General features: G+C 35.9%; 17 protein-coding genes. 12 read left to right on the top strand and 5 right to left on the bottom strand.

Features of this window, described 5'->3' with window-relative positions:
• Window positions 1–12 precede the first annotated feature (12 nt).
• The 7 genes from H8B04_RS05685 (at window position 13) to H8B04_RS05655 (ending at window position 6,190) form a co-directional block, all read left to right on the top strand.
• Complete coding sequence (locus H8B04_RS05685; RefSeq protein WP_223815289.1) at window positions 13–1,665, top strand: M28 family metallopeptidase; 1,653 nt, start codon at window positions 13–15, stop codon at window positions 1,663–1,665.
• A 48-nt stretch (window positions 1,666–1,713) separates the two neighbouring features.
• Window positions 1,714–2,130 carry a hypothetical protein gene (locus H8B04_RS05680; protein WP_165290257.1) on the top strand — a complete coding sequence of 139 codons (417 nt, stop codon included), beginning with the start codon at window positions 1,714–1,716 and terminating at the stop codon, window positions 2,128–2,130.
• Window positions 2,131–2,308: 178 nt separating this feature from the next.
• Window positions 2,309–3,157 carry a transketolase gene (locus H8B04_RS05675; RefSeq protein ID WP_165290256.1) on the top strand — a complete coding sequence of 283 codons (849 nt, stop codon included), beginning with the start codon at window positions 2,309–2,311 and terminating at the stop codon, window positions 3,155–3,157.
• A 113-nt stretch (window positions 3,158–3,270) separates the two neighbouring features.
• A complete protein-coding gene (locus H8B04_RS05670) occupies window positions 3,271–4,227 on the top strand; it encodes a transketolase family protein (RefSeq protein WP_165290255.1) in 957 nt (318 codons plus the stop codon).
• Between the two features lie 3 nt (window positions 4,228–4,230).
• Window positions 4,231–4,776 (top strand): RNA polymerase sigma factor, encoded by a 546-nt coding sequence (locus H8B04_RS05665; RefSeq protein ID WP_165290254.1) that lies wholly within the window; start codon window positions 4,231–4,233, stop codon window positions 4,774–4,776.
• 35 nt (window positions 4,777–4,811) lie between these two features.
• Window positions 4,812–5,774, top strand: coding sequence for a DUF3379 domain-containing protein (locus tag H8B04_RS05660; RefSeq protein ID WP_165290253.1), 963 nt, complete (start codon window positions 4,812–4,814; stop codon window positions 5,772–5,774).
• Window positions 5,774–6,190 (top strand): hypothetical protein, encoded by a 417-nt coding sequence (locus H8B04_RS05655; protein ID WP_206366782.1) that lies wholly within the window; start codon window positions 5,774–5,776, stop codon window positions 6,188–6,190. The genes H8B04_RS05660 and H8B04_RS05655 overlap by 1 nt, the downstream gene beginning before the upstream one ends.
• A 64-nt stretch (window positions 6,191–6,254) precedes the next feature.
• On the opposite strand, the gene H8B04_RS05650 is transcribed toward H8B04_RS05655, so the two are convergent.
• Window positions 6,255–7,886 carry an APC family permease gene (locus tag H8B04_RS05650; protein ID WP_165290252.1) on the bottom strand — a complete coding sequence of 544 codons (1,632 nt, stop codon included), beginning with the start codon at window positions 7,884–7,886 and terminating at the stop codon, window positions 6,255–6,257.
• 262 nt (window positions 7,887–8,148) lie between these two features.
• On the opposite strand from H8B04_RS05650, the gene H8B04_RS05645 reads away from it, so the two are divergent.
• Both H8B04_RS05645 and H8B04_RS05640 read left to right on the top strand, forming a co-directional pair.
• Window positions 8,149–9,990, top strand: a complete 1,842-nt coding sequence (locus tag H8B04_RS05645; RefSeq protein ID WP_165290251.1) for a DEAD/DEAH box helicase — start codon at window positions 8,149–8,151, stop codon at window positions 9,988–9,990.
• A gap of 75 nt (window positions 9,991–10,065) precedes the next feature.
• Window positions 10,066–11,835, top strand: coding sequence for an AMP-dependent synthetase/ligase (locus tag H8B04_RS05640; protein ID WP_165290250.1), 1,770 nt, complete (start codon window positions 10,066–10,068; stop codon window positions 11,833–11,835).
• A 33-nt stretch (window positions 11,836–11,868) separates the two neighbouring features.
• On the opposite strand, the gene H8B04_RS05635 is transcribed toward H8B04_RS05640, so the two are convergent.
• Window positions 11,869–13,392 (bottom strand): glutamate racemase, encoded by a 1,524-nt coding sequence (locus H8B04_RS05635; RefSeq protein ID WP_190301720.1) that lies wholly within the window; start codon window positions 13,390–13,392, stop codon window positions 11,869–11,871.
• A 510-nt stretch (window positions 13,393–13,902) separates the two neighbouring features.
• Here H8B04_RS05635 and H8B04_RS05630 point away from each other — a divergent pair.
• The 3 genes from H8B04_RS05630 to H8B04_RS05620 are packed head-to-tail and all read left to right on the top strand — an operon-like array spanning window position 13,903 to window position 15,620.
• Window positions 13,903–14,064: a hypothetical protein gene (locus tag H8B04_RS05630; RefSeq protein ID WP_190301719.1), complete on the top strand. Its 162-nt coding sequence runs from the start codon at window positions 13,903–13,905 to the stop codon at window positions 14,062–14,064.
• 10 nt (window positions 14,065–14,074) lie between these two features.
• Window positions 14,075–14,461: a hypothetical protein gene (locus H8B04_RS05625; RefSeq protein ID WP_190301718.1), complete on the top strand. Its 387-nt coding sequence runs from the start codon at window positions 14,075–14,077 to the stop codon at window positions 14,459–14,461.
• Window positions 14,388–15,620 carry a hypothetical protein gene (locus H8B04_RS05620; protein ID WP_190301717.1) on the top strand — a complete coding sequence of 411 codons (1,233 nt, stop codon included), beginning with the start codon at window positions 14,388–14,390 and terminating at the stop codon, window positions 15,618–15,620. Before H8B04_RS05625 ends, H8B04_RS05620 begins: the two co-directional genes overlap by 74 nt.
• Before the next feature lie 98 nt (window positions 15,621–15,718).
• Here the strand turns inward: H8B04_RS05620 and H8B04_RS05615 are convergent, their stop codons facing one another.
• The 3 genes from H8B04_RS05615 to H8B04_RS05605 form a co-directional block, all read right to left on the bottom strand.
• Window positions 15,719–16,324 (bottom strand): HPP family protein, encoded by a 606-nt coding sequence (locus H8B04_RS05615; RefSeq protein ID WP_190301716.1) that lies wholly within the window; start codon window positions 16,322–16,324, stop codon window positions 15,719–15,721.
• A gap of 5 nt (window positions 16,325–16,329) precedes the next feature.
• Entirely contained in the window at window positions 16,330–17,109 is a 780-nt protein-coding gene (rlmB, locus tag H8B04_RS05610) for a 23S rRNA (guanosine(2251)-2'-O)-methyltransferase RlmB (protein WP_165290245.1), read from the bottom strand.
• Between the two features lie 75 nt (window positions 17,110–17,184).
• Complete coding sequence (locus H8B04_RS05605; protein ID WP_165290278.1) at window positions 17,185–18,969, bottom strand: DNA polymerase III subunit gamma/tau; 1,785 nt, start codon at window positions 18,967–18,969, stop codon at window positions 17,185–17,187.
• Window positions 18,970–18,973 lie beyond the last annotated feature (4 nt).

The raw sequence follows: 18,973 nt of genomic DNA, 5'->3' as shown, positions 1-18,973 counted from the left end.
ATAATTATTTAGATGATGAATAAATCTTTTGTAGCTGCCTTGCTTATCTGTACAGCTTTGACTTCGTGCAAACAAACTTCCTCTATGTACGATGCGAGCAAATTGGATAGCACCGCACTCGATGCAATTACAGAATCTGCTTATCGTACTTACGTGGAGAAGTTATCTTCTGATGAGTTTTTGGGTAGAAAACCTTTTACTAAAGGCGACACCTTAACGGTAAATTACATTCAAGAGCAGTTTAAGACGCTTGGGCTAGAACCCGGAAATGGAGATTCGTACTTCCAAGAAGTCCCTATGGTAGAAATAGCTTCCAAACCTTCAACTCCTCAACTTACTTTCGAAGGAAAAAACGGCACATTAGCTAAAAAAAATCTAGACGATTTCGTGATTGTTTCACGTAAATCATCTCCCAAAGTTGCTATTCAAAAAACAGATTTAGTATTTGCAGGGTTTGGTATAGTTGCTCCAGAATACAATTGGAATGATTACGAAGGCTTGGATGTCAAAGGGAAAACTGTTGTAGTCATGGTTTCTGATCCAGGGCGTTATGACAAAAATCTTTTCAAAGCCGATACGATGACGTATTATGGTCGTTGGGATTACAAATACGAAGAAGCTGCAAGACAGGGAGCAACTGGTGTGTTGATTATTCATGAAACTGGCGCCGCTAGTTATGGTTGGGATGTGGTTCGTTCAGGTTGGTCTGGCCCTCAACTTTTGTTGGCCGATGATAATATCAAAACAACAGATTTTGAAGGGTGGATTACTACAGAAACGGCTAACGCTTTATTTAAGTTCGCAGGAATTGATCCTATAATAATGGAAGAAGCCAAGAAACCAAATTTTAAAGCTGTTCCATTAAATATTTCTACCAAAGTAGAATTAAACAATACTATTCGTAATTCGAAGTCCAGCAATGTCATTGCTAAAATTAAAGGAACGAAACGTCCGGATGAAACTATTATTTACACTGCACATTGGGATCATTTAGGTGTTGGCGAACCAGTAAATGGAGATTCGATTTACAATGGTGCGATTGATAATGCAGCAGGTGTTTCCGCATTATTCGAAATTGCTAATGCTTTCAAAGCAGCCAAACATCAACCAGAAAGAAGCATTGTTTTCATCGCCTTGACAGGTGAAGAAGATGGCTTATTAGGCTCTGGTTATTACACGAACAATCCTATTTATCCATTGAACAAAACCGTTGCTAACTTAAATATGGATGCATTCAGCGCAGCCGGTGCGACTAAAGATGTTTCGATTGTAGGCTATGGACAAACAGAAATTGAAGATTATGTAGCTAAATCTGCAGCTAAATTTGGTAGAACCGTAGCTGGCGAAAAAAATCCAGGTTCTGGTGGCTTTTACCGTTCGGATCATTTCAACTTTGTCAAAAAAGGTGTTCCTGGATTGTTTATGGGCTCTGGTTCGAAATTAATTTCTACAGACTCATTGGCTAATGACACACGTAGAAAAGGATTAGGAAAATACCACTCTCCACAAGATGAAGTGAATGAACATTGGGATTTTAATGGTATAATAGCAGATGTTCGTTTATTTTTCGATATTGGATATATGATGAGCTACGAGACAACATTCCCACAATTCAAGGCAAAATCCGAATTTAGGGAATTAGGTGAAAAACGACTTTCAAAATAGTACTTTTGTAAAAACTGAAATTTAAAAACAAAACATATGTTAACAGGTATGAAACATTTACATTCAACTTTAGCGGTAATCTTATTACTAGCTTTGGTTATTTCTATTGTAATTACTGCAGTAAATTATTTTAAAGCAAATCCATATAACCGCAAAATTGCTTTAATCGGATTTATATCTGCGCACTTACAATTATTGATTGGTTTGATTATTTATTTTATTTCTCCACTAGGATTCAAAAGCTTTTCTGGTGAAAACATGGGAAATAGCTTATCGAGATTATATTTCTTAGAGCACCCACTTACAATGATTATTGCTATTGTATTAATTACTATAGGTTATTCAAAAGCTAAAAAGGCAACAGAAGATTACGCAGCAAACAGAACTGTATTTATCACATACACGATTGCATTGATCTTGATTCTATCCAGAATTCCTTGGTCAACTTGGTCATTGATTAACTAAAGAACATAAAGGGCTCATTCATAATGAGCCTTTTATGTTTTAAAGCCCTCATTGATAAATCCTTTATAACTCAGAGAAGTAACATTTTTTATCAATATTCTCCCCTTCGCCCTTCCTAAAACATTTAATTTCATTAACTTTACGCACATAAATTTGTATTTTGTATAAAACAATCAAAATGAGTGTAGATATCAACAAACTTGAACAAACTGCAACACAAGTAAGACGTGACATCGTACGTATGGTACATGGATGTCAATCCGGACACCCAGGTGGATCATTGGGCTGTACAGACTATTTCGTAGCTTTATATTTCTATGCTATGAAACACGATCCAGCTTTTAACATGAACGGCGTTGGTGAAGATTTATTCTTTTTATCTAATGGTCACATTTCACCCGTATTTTATAGCACATTAGCTCGTGCTGGATATTTCCCAGTAAGTGAGTTGGCTACCTTTCGTAAATTAGATTCACGTTTACAAGGTCACCCTACTACTCATGAAGGATTACCAGGTATTCGCATCGCTTCAGGTTCTTTGGGTCAAGGTCTTTCAGCAGCTATTGGTGCGGCACAAGCTAAAAAATTAAACAAAGACAACAGCTTAGTGTATGTATTAATGGGTGATGGTGAATTGCAAGAAGGTCAAGTTTGGGAAGCTGCAATGTATGCGCCACACAATAAAGTGGATAACTTAATCGCGGCAGTTGACTACAACGGAGCTCAAATTGATGGTTCTACAGATCAAGTATTATCTTTAGGCAACTTAAGAGCTAAATGGGAAGCTTTTGGTTGGGATGTATTAGAAGTAGAAAAGGGTAATGATATGGCTTCAGTAGTAGCTGGTATTGATGAAGCTAAATCTCGCTCAGGAAAAAGAAAACCTGTAATTATCTTATTGCACACGGCAATGGGTTCAGGTGTTGATTTCATGATGGGTACGCACAAATGGCACGGTGTAGCTCCTAACGACGAGCAACTAGAAAGTGCATTGAATCAATTATCATCAACTCTAGGCGATTATTAATATAGATAATAGAAGATAGATAATAGAAGATAGATAGTAGACATTAGATAATAGAATTATTCGAGATAAGCTATCTCACATCTAAAGTCTCAAATCCACATCTAAATACAAACATGAAAAAATATACATTCACAGAATCTAAAGATACACGTTCGGGCTTCGGTGCTGGTTTATTAGAAGCAGGTAAGCAGAACGAAAATGTAGTAGCATTATGTGCTGACTTGGTGGGCTCCTTAAAAATGGATGCTTTTATCAAAGAATTTCCAGAACGCTTCTTCCAAATTGGTATTGCTGAAGCAAATATGATGGGTATTGCTGCTGGTTTGACTATCGGTGGTAAAATTCCTTTCACAGGAACTTTCGCTGAATTTTCCACAGCACGCGTTTACGATCAAATCCGTCAATCTATCGCTTATTCACACAAAAACGTAAAAATCGCTGCATCACATGCAGGTCTTACATTGGGTGAAGATGGTGCTACACACCAAACTTTAGAAGATATCGGTTTGATGAAAATGTTACCTGGAATGGTGGTTATCAATCCTTGTGACTTTAACCAAACTAAAGCAGCTACTATTGCGGTAGCAAAATACGAAGGTCCAGTTTACTTACGTTTCGGACGCCCAGTAGTTCCTAACTTCACTCCTGCTGACCAAACTTTTGAGATTGGTAAAGCGGTCATGTTGAACGAAGGTAAAGATGTGACTATTATTGCTACTGGTCACTTGGTATGGGAAGCAATCAAAGCTGGAGAAGAACTTGAAAAATTAGGTATCGATGCAGAAATCATCAATATCCACACCATCAAACCTTTGGACGAAGAAGCAGTCTTAGCATCAGTAGCAAAAACCGGCTGTGTAGTTACAGCGGAAGAACACAACCGTCTTGGTGGTTTAGGAGATAGTGTAGCGCAAGTATTGGCTAAAAACTTACCTTCACCACAAGAGTATGTAGCAGTAGATGATAGCTTCGGTGAATCAGGTACTCCTGCACAATTGATGGAAAAATACGGCTTAAACGCAGCAAGCATTGTAGCAGCTGCACAAAAAGTTATTAGCAGAAAAAAATAATAAATGGAAGACGCGCAAATCATATCCATGTTTGCCGATGAAAGCACACGTGAGGCGGCTTTCAAACAATTGTTGAAGAAATATCAACAAAAAATATATTGGCATGTCAGACGCATGGTCATCGATCATGACGATGCGGATGACGTGACCCAAGATATCTTTGTGAAGGTATGGCGTAATTTAGATAAATTCAGAGAGGATTCGCAATTATACACTTGGCTGTATCGTATTGCTACCAATGAATGTATCACATTTCTGAACAAGAAAAAGCAAAAAAATAATGTTTCGTTAGACGATGACAGTTCATCTTACCTATCTGAAACATTAACAGACGGCTCATATTTTAATGGGGATCAAGCCCAAATGAAATTACAGCAGGCTTTGCTAACCTTGCCAGAAAAACAACGCCTAGTATTCAACATGAAATACTTTGAAGATTTGAAGTATGATGAGATATCCGAAATTTTAGGAACTAGTGTAGGGGCCTTAAAAGCTTCATACCATTTAGCAGTGAAAAAAATAGAGCATTTTTTCAATAGCCACGATTAAACCTTTGGTTATTAAATTCATCTATATATACACTCATGAAGGAACACAACACATATAACGAAGAATTAGGAGGCAAAAATCTACCAGATTCATTGCGTGTAAATCCTTTTTTTATTCCTAAAAATTTCTTTGAGGATCAAGAAGAACATATCCTCGGTCAAATTCATTTCGAACGTACTGTCGGAAATATAAACGAAAGTTTAGATACAAAAGCTACAGCAAATGTTCCTAATGGATATTTTGACACACTCGAAACTTCTATTTTTGCAAAAATCGCAGAACAGGGTTTGAAAGATAAAGTGAGTGAAGATGGATTTACTATTCCTACAAACTATTTTGATGATTTAAGTCAAAGTATAGAGGCTTCTATTGCAGAAGAAAATCTTAAATCTATTGTACCTGCTTTAGACTTCCAAGTCTCAGGGGACTATTTTGAGGCTGCGGAAAATCAAATTTTTGCAAAAATTGCTGAGAGTAACATTCATGATCAAGTAGGCAAAGAATCAGGGTTTAGTGTACCAACTTCTTATTTTGAGGAAGCATCAAATGAAATTGAAGCTAAAATCATTGTAGAGAAATGGTCTGAAGAATTAAACCAAGAACACTTTACTGTTCCTACAGGATATTTTAATCAATTGAATGAAAAAATTTTAGCAAGAACGACTAAACAAGAAACTACTATACTTACTCTTCCAAAGCGTACAAATTGGAGAAAATATTCTGCAGCAGCAGCAATTGCGCTTATTGTAGGTGTAGGCTCCTATTTTGGTTTTCAAAATACGATTTCTAATCAAAATGGAAATCAACTTTCAACTACAGAGGTAAATCTTGATCATGTGAGTGATGAAGAAATATTAAATTATTTAGCTCAAGTTTCTGAAGGTGAAGATTTAATCCATTTAGCAGAATACACGTCTGATACTAAAAATGAAAATGTTCAATTGGATTTGGAAATTGGAAAAGAGGAAATAGAAGAGTATTTAAATTACATGCTATAATGTTACGATTGAGATATATTATATTAACCATCTGCTTTATTTTCACTTTACATCTATCTTCACAGGCACAACAAAACTTTGAGGCAATAGAAAGTGAGAAAATTGCTTATATCACTAAGGAATTGAAATTAAGTCCTAGTGAAGCTGAACGATTTTTCCCTATATACAATCAGTATAATAAGGAAATGTGGGATTTGAAACGTGCTAAAAGAGGCTTCAACGTTCGCGGTAATTCTCTTAATGCGGAAAAACGTGATGTAATTGCTTTTGATGCTAAAGAAGTAGAACTTAAAAAGTCGTATCGTGCAGAATTTGCAAAAATTGTAGGACAAACTCGAGCTTCACAATTTTTTCAAGTCGAAGAAGATTTCTTCAATTTACTCCGAAGTAAGATACAGAATAGTAGAAAGAAATAGATAAAAATAAAGTCCTACAAAGTAAATTTGCAGGACTTTATTTTTAAGACTTTCTTTGGCGCAATTATTTTCCTTCCATTTCTTTTCTAATCTTACTATTCTTTCTTCCGTATCCGAAATAAATAACAAGACCAATCAAAATCCATACTATTAATCGAATCCAGTTTTCTTTACCTAATCCAGCGATCATAATTCCACAGGTCAATATACCTAAAATAGGAATTAAAGGAACTAAAGGTGTTTTAAATTCTCTATGTAAATTAGGCTCTTTTTTGCGTAAAATTATTACAGCTAAACATACCAAACTAAATGCGAATAACGTACCAATACTAGTCATATGCCCCACTACATTTCCTGGAACAAAGGCTGCAAATAAAGCCACCAATAACAAGATTAATAAGTTTCCTTTCCATGGTGTTCCATACTTTGGATGTACATCTGAAAATACTTTTGGCAATAATCCATCTTTACTCATGGAATAGAATACTCGACTTTGTCCCAAAAGCATCACCAAAATAACCGAACTAAAACCAGCTAAAATTGCTATTGTAATGGATTTGCTTAACCAAGAAAAACCAGGCATGGATTCTTGAATTGCCATTACCACCGAAGCTTCACCACCACGCGTAGGATCTCTGAAAAATTCTGTATCCACTAGTCCTGTCAATACATGACCAAATAAAACATATAATAAAGTACAGACAGCCAAAGAACCTAAAATACCAATTGGCATAGTACGCTTAGGATTTTTCGCCTCTTGTGCAGCGGTACTAACCGCATCAAAACCAATAAAAGCAAAAAATACGGTTCCAGCTGCGCCTAATATTCCCCAAATTCCACCAAAACGATGTGAAATACCTTCATGGTCTACATACACAGTGGACTGTGGAATATATGGAGTGTGATTTGCAGGATCAATAAAATGCCAACCTAAGATAATTACCAAAACAACAATTGTTACTTTAACAAACACAATAATATTATTAACAACAACAGATTCACTAGTTCCTCTAACCAATAGTAAACTCATTAGCGTTACAATAAGTAAAGCAGGTAAATTCATAATACCTTTAGAAGTAGTGACAAGGTTTTGATAGGGTGTGGGCACTTTACTTAGCAATTCTGGTTCTAAAGCCAATTGAGTTCCAATTTGCATTTTTTGCGCTATTGCTGGTTCAAAAGCACTCTGTAAGGCGGTTAATTGTTCCTGACTATTTATCTGCAAAAGATTTAAGCTTTGAAATGGTGAATGACACCATTCATATGGTATGGGTTTGATACCTATGATATCGACTAGAAAATGATTTAAATATTCACTCCAGGCAATACCCACTGTCGCTGCAGAAACTGAATATTCTAAAACCAGATCCCAGCCAATAATCCATGCCATTAATTCTCCCATAGTCGCATAGGTAAAGGTATAAGCAGAACCAGATACAGGTATAGAAGATGAAAGCTCCGCATAACATAGACCTGCAAATACACAACCTAAAGCCGCCAGGATAAAGCCGATTGTTACGGATGGACCAGCATTTTGTGCAGCTGCTGCTGCTGTACGAACAAAAAGTCCAGCGCCAACAATTGCTCCAATACCCAAAGCAATTAGCGCCCCACTAGTAAGTGTTCTTTTTAATGTTCCCTGGCCCCTTTGCTCAGCCTCGGCTATTAAATTTGCAATCGATTTTTTATACCACATAATTCGGATGTTAATTTTTGTTTATCAAATGTAAAAAAATGAAATTATTATTTTCGAATATTTCAAATTAAATCATGATGCGATGCAAAAGTGACAGAATAACGTTTAAATAATTAACTTAGTTTTAATTACAACTAATTTAAAACAATAAAATTCATAAGTTGCCTACCTCATATCAATCTATTAGAAATTAGGTTTTTAGAATAATTATGCATACCTTTGCAACGCCTTAGGCAATAGTGCCTATTGTATAATTTATTTCATGAACCCATTTTTAGAACTGGGAATCCGTGAGGAAGTTGTTAAAGCCATCTCAGAAATAGGTTTCGAAAAACCTTCTGAAATACAGGAAAAAGCCATTCCTGTTTTATTGACTGGCAGCGACGATTTTGTCGGATTAGCCCAAACCGGCACAGGTAAGACAGCGGCATTTGGTCTACCATTATTAGAGCAGTTAGACTTTTCTCAAAAACACCCACAAGCATTAGTATTATGCCCAACTCGTGAGTTGTGTTTACAAATCGCTAAAGATTTAGAAAAATTTGCTAAGTACATCGACAACGTACACGTTGTAGCTGTATACGGAGGTGCAAACATCAGTGATCAATTACGTCAAATCAGACGTGGTGTACAGATTGTTGTCGCTACTCCAGGACGTATGTTAGATATCATTGGCAGAAATGCTATTGACTTCTCAAATGTAAAATATGTTGTATTAGATGAAGCGGACGAAATGTTGAACATGGGCTTCCAAGAAGACATCAACAACATTTTATCAGAAACTCCAGAAGATAAAAAAACTTGGTTGTTCTCAGCTACTATGCCTAGAGAAGTACGTCGTATCGCTCAAAAGTATATGACTGATCCATTTGAATTAACTGTAGGTACAAAAAATACAGGTAATGCAAATATTGAGCACCAATACTTCTTGGTAAAAGCAAGAGATAAATACGCAGCATTCAAACGTATCGTGGATTCTAATCCAGAAATCTTTGGTATTGTATTCTGTCGTACTAAAATCGAAACTCAAGAAATCGCAGAAGCATTAATCAAAGATGGTTACAATGCAGATGCATTACACGGTGACTTGTCACAACAACAACGTGATAAAGTAATGAAACGTTACCGTGACCGTAGCTTACAAATGTTGATCGCAACAGACGTAGCTGCTCGTGGTATCGACGTAAATGATGTAACACACGTTATTAACTTCTCATTACCTGATGAAATTGAAAACTATACACACCGTTCAGGTCGTACGGCTCGTGCGGGTAAAACTGGTATTTCAATCTCATTAATCAACATTAAAGAGCAAAGCAAAATCCGTCAACTTGAAAAAGTTATCGGTAAACCTTTCGTTAAAATGCAAGTACCTCAAGGGGAAGAAGTTGTTGCAAAACAATTGATGACCATCATTGATAAGGTAAAAAATGTTGAAGTTAACGAAGAGCAAATCAACACTTTCTTACCAGCTATTATGGAAGGTTTCGAAGATTTATCGAAAGAAGAAATTGTAAAAAGATTTGCATCTCTTGAATTCAATCGTTTCTTAGATTACTACAAAAACGCACCTGATTTAAATATCGATGCACGTGAAGTAAGCGGCGATAGACGTGAAAGAGGAGAACGTGGTGAACGCCAAAGTTCAAAAGGATACACTCGTTTATTCATGAACTTAGGTTCTGTAGATGAATTTAGCCGTGGAGATATGTTAGGATTTATTTGTAATACTGCAAATATTTCGGGCAAGTCTATTGGTAAAATTGATTTGAAAGGTGTATTCACATTCTTCGAAGTTCAAGATGAAGAGGTTAATAAAGTATTCGATGGCTTCAAAGGTGTAGACTTCAACGGACGTCAAGTTCGTATCGAAGTATCTGGGGAAGGTCGTTCAGATCGTGGAGACCGTGGTGGTCGCTCTAGAGGCGGTGACCGTGGTGGAAGAGGTCGTGGTGAGCGTAGCGGAGGCTTCGGTGGCGAAAGAAGAGATCGTGGCGGTGACCGTCGTGGTGGATTCTCTGGCGAAAGAAGAGAACGTGGTGGAGATAATGGCGGATTCCGTGATTTCTCTGGCAAACGCCGTGAATCGAAAAGCAAATATTAATCTTAAGAATATTGCGTAAATTTGTTAGGCTACCTATTTGTTTAGGTAGCCTTTATATTTTATGTGATATTGCTTATGAAAAACGAGCCTACACGTATATTTGATCTAGTCAAGTATAGACAGGACACTTACCCTACTTCTTCTATTTTCTCTTATAAAGAAGAAAAAAAATGGAAGAAACTCTCTAATGAAGAATTCCAACAACAAATCGACGAACTTTCTAAAGGACTCATTGCCCTTGGTGTAAAACCACAAGACAAAGTCGGAATAGTAAGTGAAAATAGAATAGAATGGTCCTTACTAGACTTTGCTATTCAACAGATTGGAGCTATCGTCGTGGCATTATATCCCAACATTTCAGACAACGACTATAAATATATTTTAAATCATGCTGAGGTTAATATCATCTTCATTAGCAATAAAGATTTATACCAACGTATCTTTAATCTCAAAGCCGATCTTCTAACACTAAATAATCTTTTTATTTTAGAACAAGGTACAGTCTATCCTCATTGGAGTATTGTTAATCAAACTGGAAAGGTTATTTCCGATTCAGAGTTTCATACGCGAAGAAATGCTGTACAACATGAAGATATTGCCACAATAATTTATACCAGTGGCACCACTGGCAATCCTAAAGGTGTCATGCTTACGCATAAAAATTTGTTAGCAGATATGATGAGCAGTGAATATTCTTTTCCAGTGACTTCATATATGCGTGCTTTGTCTTTTCTTCCTGTCTGTCATGCTTATGAACGCTTGTTTCATTATGTATATATGTACAAAGGCTTAACAATTTATTATGCCAATTCAATGGAAACCATTGGCGCAGATATGAAAGAAGTCAAACCTCATATTTTCTCAGCTGTACCACGTGTCTTAGAAAAAGTGTATGAGAAAATAATGAAAACCGGAGAATCGTTGACTGGCATTAAACGTAAATTATTCTTTTGGGCTATCGCTTTGGGTGAGAAATACGAATTAGAAAAAGACAAACGCAGTGCTTTGTATAATTTTCAATTATCAATAGCCCGAAAATTGATTTTTTCCAAATGGAAAGAAGCTCTAGGTGGAGAAATTGTAGGTATTTCTTCGGGTTCTGCTGCTTTGCAAGAGCGTTTAATTCGATTATATATGGCAGCAGGAATTAATATTTATGAGGGGTATGGCTTGACAGAAGCCGGACCATGCTTAGCTGTTAATGATTTTCAACGCGGAATGAAACTAGGGACTGTTGGTTTGCCATTGATAAATATTGACATCAAATTAGCTGAAGACGGAGAAATATTAGCCAAAGGCGATAATATCATGCTTGGTTATTTTAAAGATCCAAAAGGTACAGAAGAGATTATTAAAGACGGTTGGCTATATACGGGAGATATTGGCCAATGGATTGACGGAAAATATTTGAAAATTATCGATCGTAAAAAAGAAATGTTCAAAACCTCTGGAGGAAAATATATTGTACCACAACCTATTGAATCAAAAATGGTCGAATCACTATTTATCGAACAGTTTATGGTTATAGGGGAAGGCGAAAAATTTCCTGCAGCATTCATAGTCCCATCTTATAATAACCTTTTGGATTGGGCTAAGGAAAGTGCAATGCAACTTACTTCATTATCAAAAGAAGATTTTTTAGCACAAAAGGAGATCAAAGAAAAAATTACCCACGAAATTAATCGAATAAATACATCCTTTGGACAATGGGAACAAATCAAAAAGTTTTCCATTATTCCAGAGGAATTCACTATTGAAGGTGGTGAACTCACTCCTACCCTCAAAATGAAACGTAAAAAGATTATTGAAAAATATAGTAAGAATTACAAAGAAATTTATAATTAACAAGAAAGACCTCTTAATTCGAGGTCTTTCTTGTTATATTTTTTCTTCTGCTTTGAGATATCTTGTCTTTGGATTCTCTTTGGAGAAATTTTGGATCAATTTATAGGTATTTGGAATAAGTGATTCAAAACGTTTCAATGTCTCCTCAGATATATTTTTCCTATCGAAAGGAACGACTTTAACATATTCTTGAATCTCTCCAGCATTACGTCCATACTTATAGTCGTAAGTAAATCTGCCTTCAGCATCCAATTTTACGTTCTTATTCGTAACATTAGGCACCGAAATATAAAATTCTGACTTTGTCATCAATGGATTTTTACTGTCATTGAAAAGACTTTTCGAATTCAAAGCTGTGTATAACTCTTGAGCTACATAAACCGAAGGATCAATGATATGTAGATTTTCGGAAATCAGATTTCTATACACATAATTTCCGTCCTTGCCTTTATAATTTCTCAACTCATCAAAAACCTGTTTAATTTCCTTTATCAAAAAAGGATAATGCGTACATCCCAAAATAATAGCTTTCAAAGGCTGCGCCTTATCTGCCTTACGCATCTGTTCCATTAGTGAAACCAAATGATAACGTACATAATTCTCAGCATCATTTAATTGAATAATCGAACAATCGTCAACATTTTGATTATCACAAAGGAGGCTACTATTATCCTTTTTAAAGTTGTAAACCTCTAATAGGGCTTGATCTATTCTATAATTTGGATTATCTAGCGAAGGGCCGCGATATTCTTTTCTCGGTTCTTTTACATTCTTGCGAATAAAATCAGGTTCTTCGTCTACAGCTTCAGCAAGACCGTATCCACCTTGATTAAATATCTCAATATCACCAGTAAAATTTCCTTCGACTATTTGCTGTCTCAGTGTCCGTTCATAACCTTTTGAAGCAATAGTACCGACTGTCGCAAAAACCGCTATAGAACCATTTTCCTTTTTATCAAAAAACGAAAGCGTCCCTCTTGCTGCAGCGTTTATCACACCGATTACAGGAATATTCAAACCCGTTGTATTCAAAAAAGCTACCGCATCTTCATAGCCATATGCTGTAGCAGTATTACATGCAATGACAATCGCTTTTACCTGTTCTTTATCCTTTTGAAATGAAGTTTGATTCGAATTCTGATAATATTTATTACTTAATAGAAATTGAAAATCTTTGATAATATGCTCTTTCAACAAATCATCCTTACCCGTAGCATTATAATTACCATAAGGCATATTAGCCTGATCTGCTAAATAGATAAATTTTTCGCTTTCAAAATCTAATATTCCATCCTTACCTTGATGCTTTGTATGGTTATTAAATTGATCAAAATTAACTAGTGCATCAAGTACAGTCAATCCACCTGTTCCCGAGTCGAATACGCCAATAGGGAGTTTATTCAAAGGCGTAGCATAATTCTGGAAATTAATATAATAATAGTTGTTAGGTTCCTTTAAAATATTTTCCTCTATTTTCAATGGAGTTTGTGCAACAGAAAATTTTAATGAAAAGCATAACCCAGCAAGGAAAGCTATTTTAAAAAGACTTTTATTCATATTTCATAGGTTGAAAATGCTAAAATAAAAATTTCAATAACCAATCACGAATAAACATGCAAATATAAATATAGCAGACGCAAAAATCAAAAATGATGCGGTAATAGACGACAACAATCAATTTACTAAAATCAGAATATTATTCTGTTACACACAATATAAACATAACTTTATTTCAATTTAACAAAACAATAAAAAACATAATATACCATAAAAAACCATATTTTACCATTTAATCTTAGTGAAAATCATTTACCTTTGTGCGCGATTCTTATAATAAAAGCTATATAACGCACACTAATTTTACTATAGCTAGCAAAATCTAACAGATAAACTATTGAATACATACGGTCAAAAAAATGATCTTTTTTGGCATGCATGCTATTTTAATTTTTTATCCACAGGCTAAATATTACTACAAGGCTATTCTATAAGAAGAATCATTTAATGTCACCATATACTATTAGTCATATGGCTGAATAAAAAACTACAAAGAAAAACGTGATGAAAATGAAGAAATACACTCCTCCTAAAATGGAAGTTTATAGCGTATTTGTGGAAGAATCCATAGCTAATACCTCAAACATTACCATACAACAACCAGCCAATCAAGGCTGGCTAGAAGTATGGCAAGAAGAAGAAATTGACTTACAATATGAATTTCAAAAATAATTTTAATCAAATGAATTTTGTTAAAAATTTATTAATTCTGCTTATTATAACAGTAACACTCTCCTGTCAAAAAAAATTTGACGACGAGGTTGGCGAAGGGATTAGTAATGTTACGCTGAACATAAGTGCCGATAATTTATCAGAAGGTAATTCAAGCACATTACAGGCTTCATTGAAAAGCAATGTATCTAATGTTCAAAAGATATATACTTCTTTAGGTCCAGAACTAGCTATACAAGCTACAGTAGAACCAGAGTCGATAATAAACTCATCCAAAAAAATCGCAGCAACTACGCAGACTTCTTCCTCAAAGGAATTAGAAAATGGAACTAAAATCAAGATTTTTGTTTTTGACTCCAAGGGTAATTATTTCAAATCACTTAACCCATACCTATAAAAAAGGAGATAATAGTATAAAAATTGAGAAGTTAAACATTGGCTCGACTTACCAATTTATTGCATATTCTACCAATAGCACCTCAACAGTACCAGTTCCCAAAGACACAACTAATGTATCAAAACTTGTACTTGAAAATCTAACAACTGAATTCATTTATCACCACGAAAATATTACTGTACGAGTTGCTGGAAATACCATTGAGATGAAGCTTAAACACCAATTTAGTGAGGTGTACACAACCATTGAGGCGGATCAAACAGACAAGAGGTTGGGAAGTAAAATCACAGAACTTACCAATCCAACTATTACAGGAGGTTTCGAAAAAGCGAGTTTTGATCTCGCAACAGGCAGTCCTTCATTCCAAAATAAATTGACATCTGCAAAAGAACTGAAAATTATCGCAAACACAATAGGCAGTGATGTCATACGTTCTGAATCTTTATTTATATTGGCAGATGGAGCAGAAAGCACCTATGATATATCCTCTCTAAAGATAAATGGATTATTTCAGCATATAAATATACCGGACATAAAAATACAACCAGGGGTAAGATATAATTTAAAATTAAAAGTAGTTTGTCCATGTGTAGTAGACGCAACGCCAACTGGGGATTTTAAAGTAGATATTTTCGGTTCAAATGTAGCGTCTGCGACTCCAAAACCGTTGACATTTACGTTTCCTGATTCGGACTTTGGAGCTATTATCGATATATACCAGATCGACAACTCATTCAACATGACCATTAACGACTCTACGTTATATTATGGAACACAAAACAACGCCAACACTCCAAAGCAAAAAACTGAAACCAATGAAATTCAATTTCAAGGATTTAATCAGTATGAGCGTTCTTTAAAACCAAATATTCAATTTGCAGATGGCACGCGATGGGGTAAGAGCTATGTGGACAAAAATAATAATACGGTAACGATGCCTGAGATTTTTAAAATGAATGGACGTAGTGGTTCAAAACCAATTATAAAAATACAAATTGATCCACAAGGACATATTACCATGTTTGGTTCTAAAAATGACACAGGTGGAGAACCATACTATCCCCTTTCTTTGATAGTAGTTTCTGTTCGTCGGACCGAGGTTTTGCCTCAGACTTCCTTCAGATTCCACCTCGCGGTGGACACCCTTGTCATAAGCTAACACTTCCCACTGTAAAGGCGTGTTCGAGACTTACACCCTAGAGTTATTGCCCATGCTGGGCACACAACAATAAAGGGAAGATAATATGCATCTTCCCTTTATTGTTTATTAAATCTTTTCCTTAAAATCATTCGTCTCGATTTCCTTAATCTGGAATGCCTTACTGGATAATGCCGATCTTTCGTAATATTATTAAAAATCAATGCCACTGTGAATAAAATCAATGCCCCTGTTAATACTGGAGATAACACGTACATATAACCCAGTGAAGTTATTTTTGTTCCACCGCTCACAGCTATTAAAGCCGTAGCTCCGCCAGGAGGATGAAGTGAACGTGTAATCTGCATTGCGACAATAGATAAGGCAACTGCCATAGGTGCCGTTAACCAAACCACGTCTGGAAAGAACTTCCCTACTGTTACACCAACTATAGCTGATACGACATGACCACCAATCAGATTTCGAGGTTGCGCTAGTGGACTATAAACAACACCATAAATAAGTACTGATGATGCGCCAAAAGAACCAATAAGGAAAATGTTTTCTAATTGAGGAAGTTGTATGGATTGTAAATAAGCTATTATTCCAATCCCAATAAATGCGCCGATAAAAGACCAAAAGTGATCTTTAAAATCGACTAAAGTTTCTTTATAAACTACGTATTTGTAAACTCTTAATTGTCTGCGTAGTTTCTGCTTAAGCATTTTTTTTATTGAATATTACGTTGACGGATAGCCTCGTAAATCACTACACCTGCCGATACGGATACGTTCAATGAACCAATTCCTCCGAACATAGGAATTTTGGCTAATTTGTCTGAAATACGAATCAAATCATCCGAAACACCTACATCTTCAGCTCCCATAATTACACAAGTAGGAACGGTATAATCTACATCATAAACAGAATCCTTTGTTTTCTCTGTACTAACAACTAATTGTACGCCTGAATCAATAAGAAATTTACCTGTTTTGCCTAAAGAATCTTGACGACAAACCGGGATTTTGTACAATGCTCCAGCAGAAGTTTTAATTGCATCTGGATTAATTTCTGCAGAACCTTTTTTAGGAACAATAATCGCGTGCACCCCAGCACATTCAGCAGTACGCGCAATAGCTCCCATATTACGAACGTCTGTTACTCCATCTAACATCAACAACAAGGGCGTCTCTCCTTTTTCGTAAATCTCTGGAAGAATATCCTCAATATTTTGATAGGTAATTGGCGAAATTACAGCAATTACACCTTGGTGATTTTTGCGCGTAATTCTATTCAGTTTTTCAACAGGAACTTGTTGATAACCGATATTATGCTCTTTGATCAACGCCTTCAATTCCAACAGTAAGCTTCCGCTTAAACCACGTTGTATAAAAAGAGATTCAATCTCTTTACCACTGTCAATGGCTTCGATTACGGCACGAATACCAAATACCATTTGATTACTTTCTCTTTTTTCGCCGCGATCACGACGTTGGAAATTGTTTTGCATTATTCTAAATTATATGTAATGAGATAAGCCATTTCATAAGAGCTTATCAAAATTTTGTACAAAGATACGAGAAATTTAGCTTAGACCTAAATTGAAAGTTTTACGTAATGTTTCCAAGGCAGGATTCTTTTCCACCATCACTTGGTACTTTTCTTGAGAGGTATACGCCTTACGAATAACCGTCTGCTCTAATTGATGTGTAGTGAGATCCAACGCAAAGTTCTTAAGCTCAACGCGCAAATAGTTTAGAATATCTATTTTCCCTTCTTTTAGCTGATCACTTTGCACCATATTTTCCACATCGACCTCAATGATGTTACCATTCAGTCGAGGTTCGTTGGCAGTCATGATCGTATATAAAGTAATACGATTCTCAGCTTTTAATTTTTCAGCTAAAGTATTCCATTTACTGATAAATGAATTGAAGGTGATTTCTCTAAACTCATTTCCTTGCACCAAATCTGACTCTTCCTCTTCATCAACAGATTTTTCTTCAAAAACAGTAGCTAAACTTGGTACTGCGACCGAAGGTTTGAAACTTCCCCAGCCCTTACCTGATGAAAAAGATTTTTTCTCTGGCTCTGGAGCCTTTACGGGACTAGGAATTGCTGATTTTAAAGGTGCTGAAGCTTCATTTTTTACTGAAGGAGCTGGTGTAGATAAAATTGTTTTAGGAGCTGCTGCTGGAGCAGGTTTTACGGATTCAGGAAGTTTTTTTTTTACGTCCACTTGCGTAGCTGATACTCCATTCAATCCTAGCTTAATCGCGGAGGACAAATGACACATTTTCAACAGCGCCAATTCAATTTGCAAACGTTGGTTTTTACTTGAACGATAGGAGATTTCACATTGATTCGCAATATTCAATGCAGATAATAATAATCCAGAACTTAATTCTGCAGATTGCTCGTAGTATTTTTTCTTAATATTCTCACTAACATCCAAAAGCTTTAATGTACGAGGCTCTTTCGTCACCAAAAGATTGCGAATATGATTCGACAAACCAGCAATAAAGTGTCCCCCATCAAAACCTTTGTTCAACACATTATTAAAAATCAATAAGGCTTCTGCCGCTTCTTCTTGGGCAATAGCTTGCATTAATTTGAAATAATAATCATAATCCAGAATATTGAGATTGTCAATGACAGCTTGATACGTCAAATTGCGGTTGGAGAAACTCACAATCTGATCAAACATAGATAACGCGTCACGAAGACCACCATCCGCTTTTTGAGCGATGACATGTAAGCCATCAGCTTCAAAAGTCACATTTTCTTTCGTTGCGATATTGGCCAAATGATTAGCCATATCTTCTACTTTAATACGATTGAAATCAAAGATTTGACAACGTGAAAGAATAGTTGGGAGAATCTTGTGCTTCTCTGTAGTAGCGAGGATAAAAATAGCATAAGCAGGTGGTTCTTCTAAAGTTTTCAAGAAAGCATTAAAAGCCGCTTGCGAAAGCATATGCACCTCATCTATGATATAGATTTTGTATTTGCCCGTTTGAGGCGGGATACGTACCTGTTCGATCAGGCTTCGGATATCATCTACCGAGTTGTTGGATGCTGCATCCAATTCATGAATACTGAAAGATGCACCATTTTGAAACGACTTACAGCTATCACATTCTCCACAGGCTTCTGTATTTTCTGAGATATGCTCACAGTTGATGGTTTTTGCTAAAATACGTGCACAAGTCGTCTTACCAACACCTCTAGGCCCACAAAAAAGGAAAGCTTGCGCTAGCTGATTGTTGTGAATAGCGTTTTTGAGAGTGTTTGTAATATGCAATTGACCAACGACAGAATCGAAGGTAACGGGACGATATTTACGCGCGGAGACAATGAAATTATCCATCATC

The sequence above is a fragment of the Sphingobacterium litopenaei genome (assembly GCF_014692495.1).
Classification (GTDB): Bacteria; Bacteroidota; Bacteroidia; order Sphingobacteriales; family Sphingobacteriaceae; genus Sphingobacterium; species Sphingobacterium litopenaei.
Note: the sequence above shows the minus strand (reverse complement) of the source record. Positions and strands in the feature narration are given on the sequence as shown.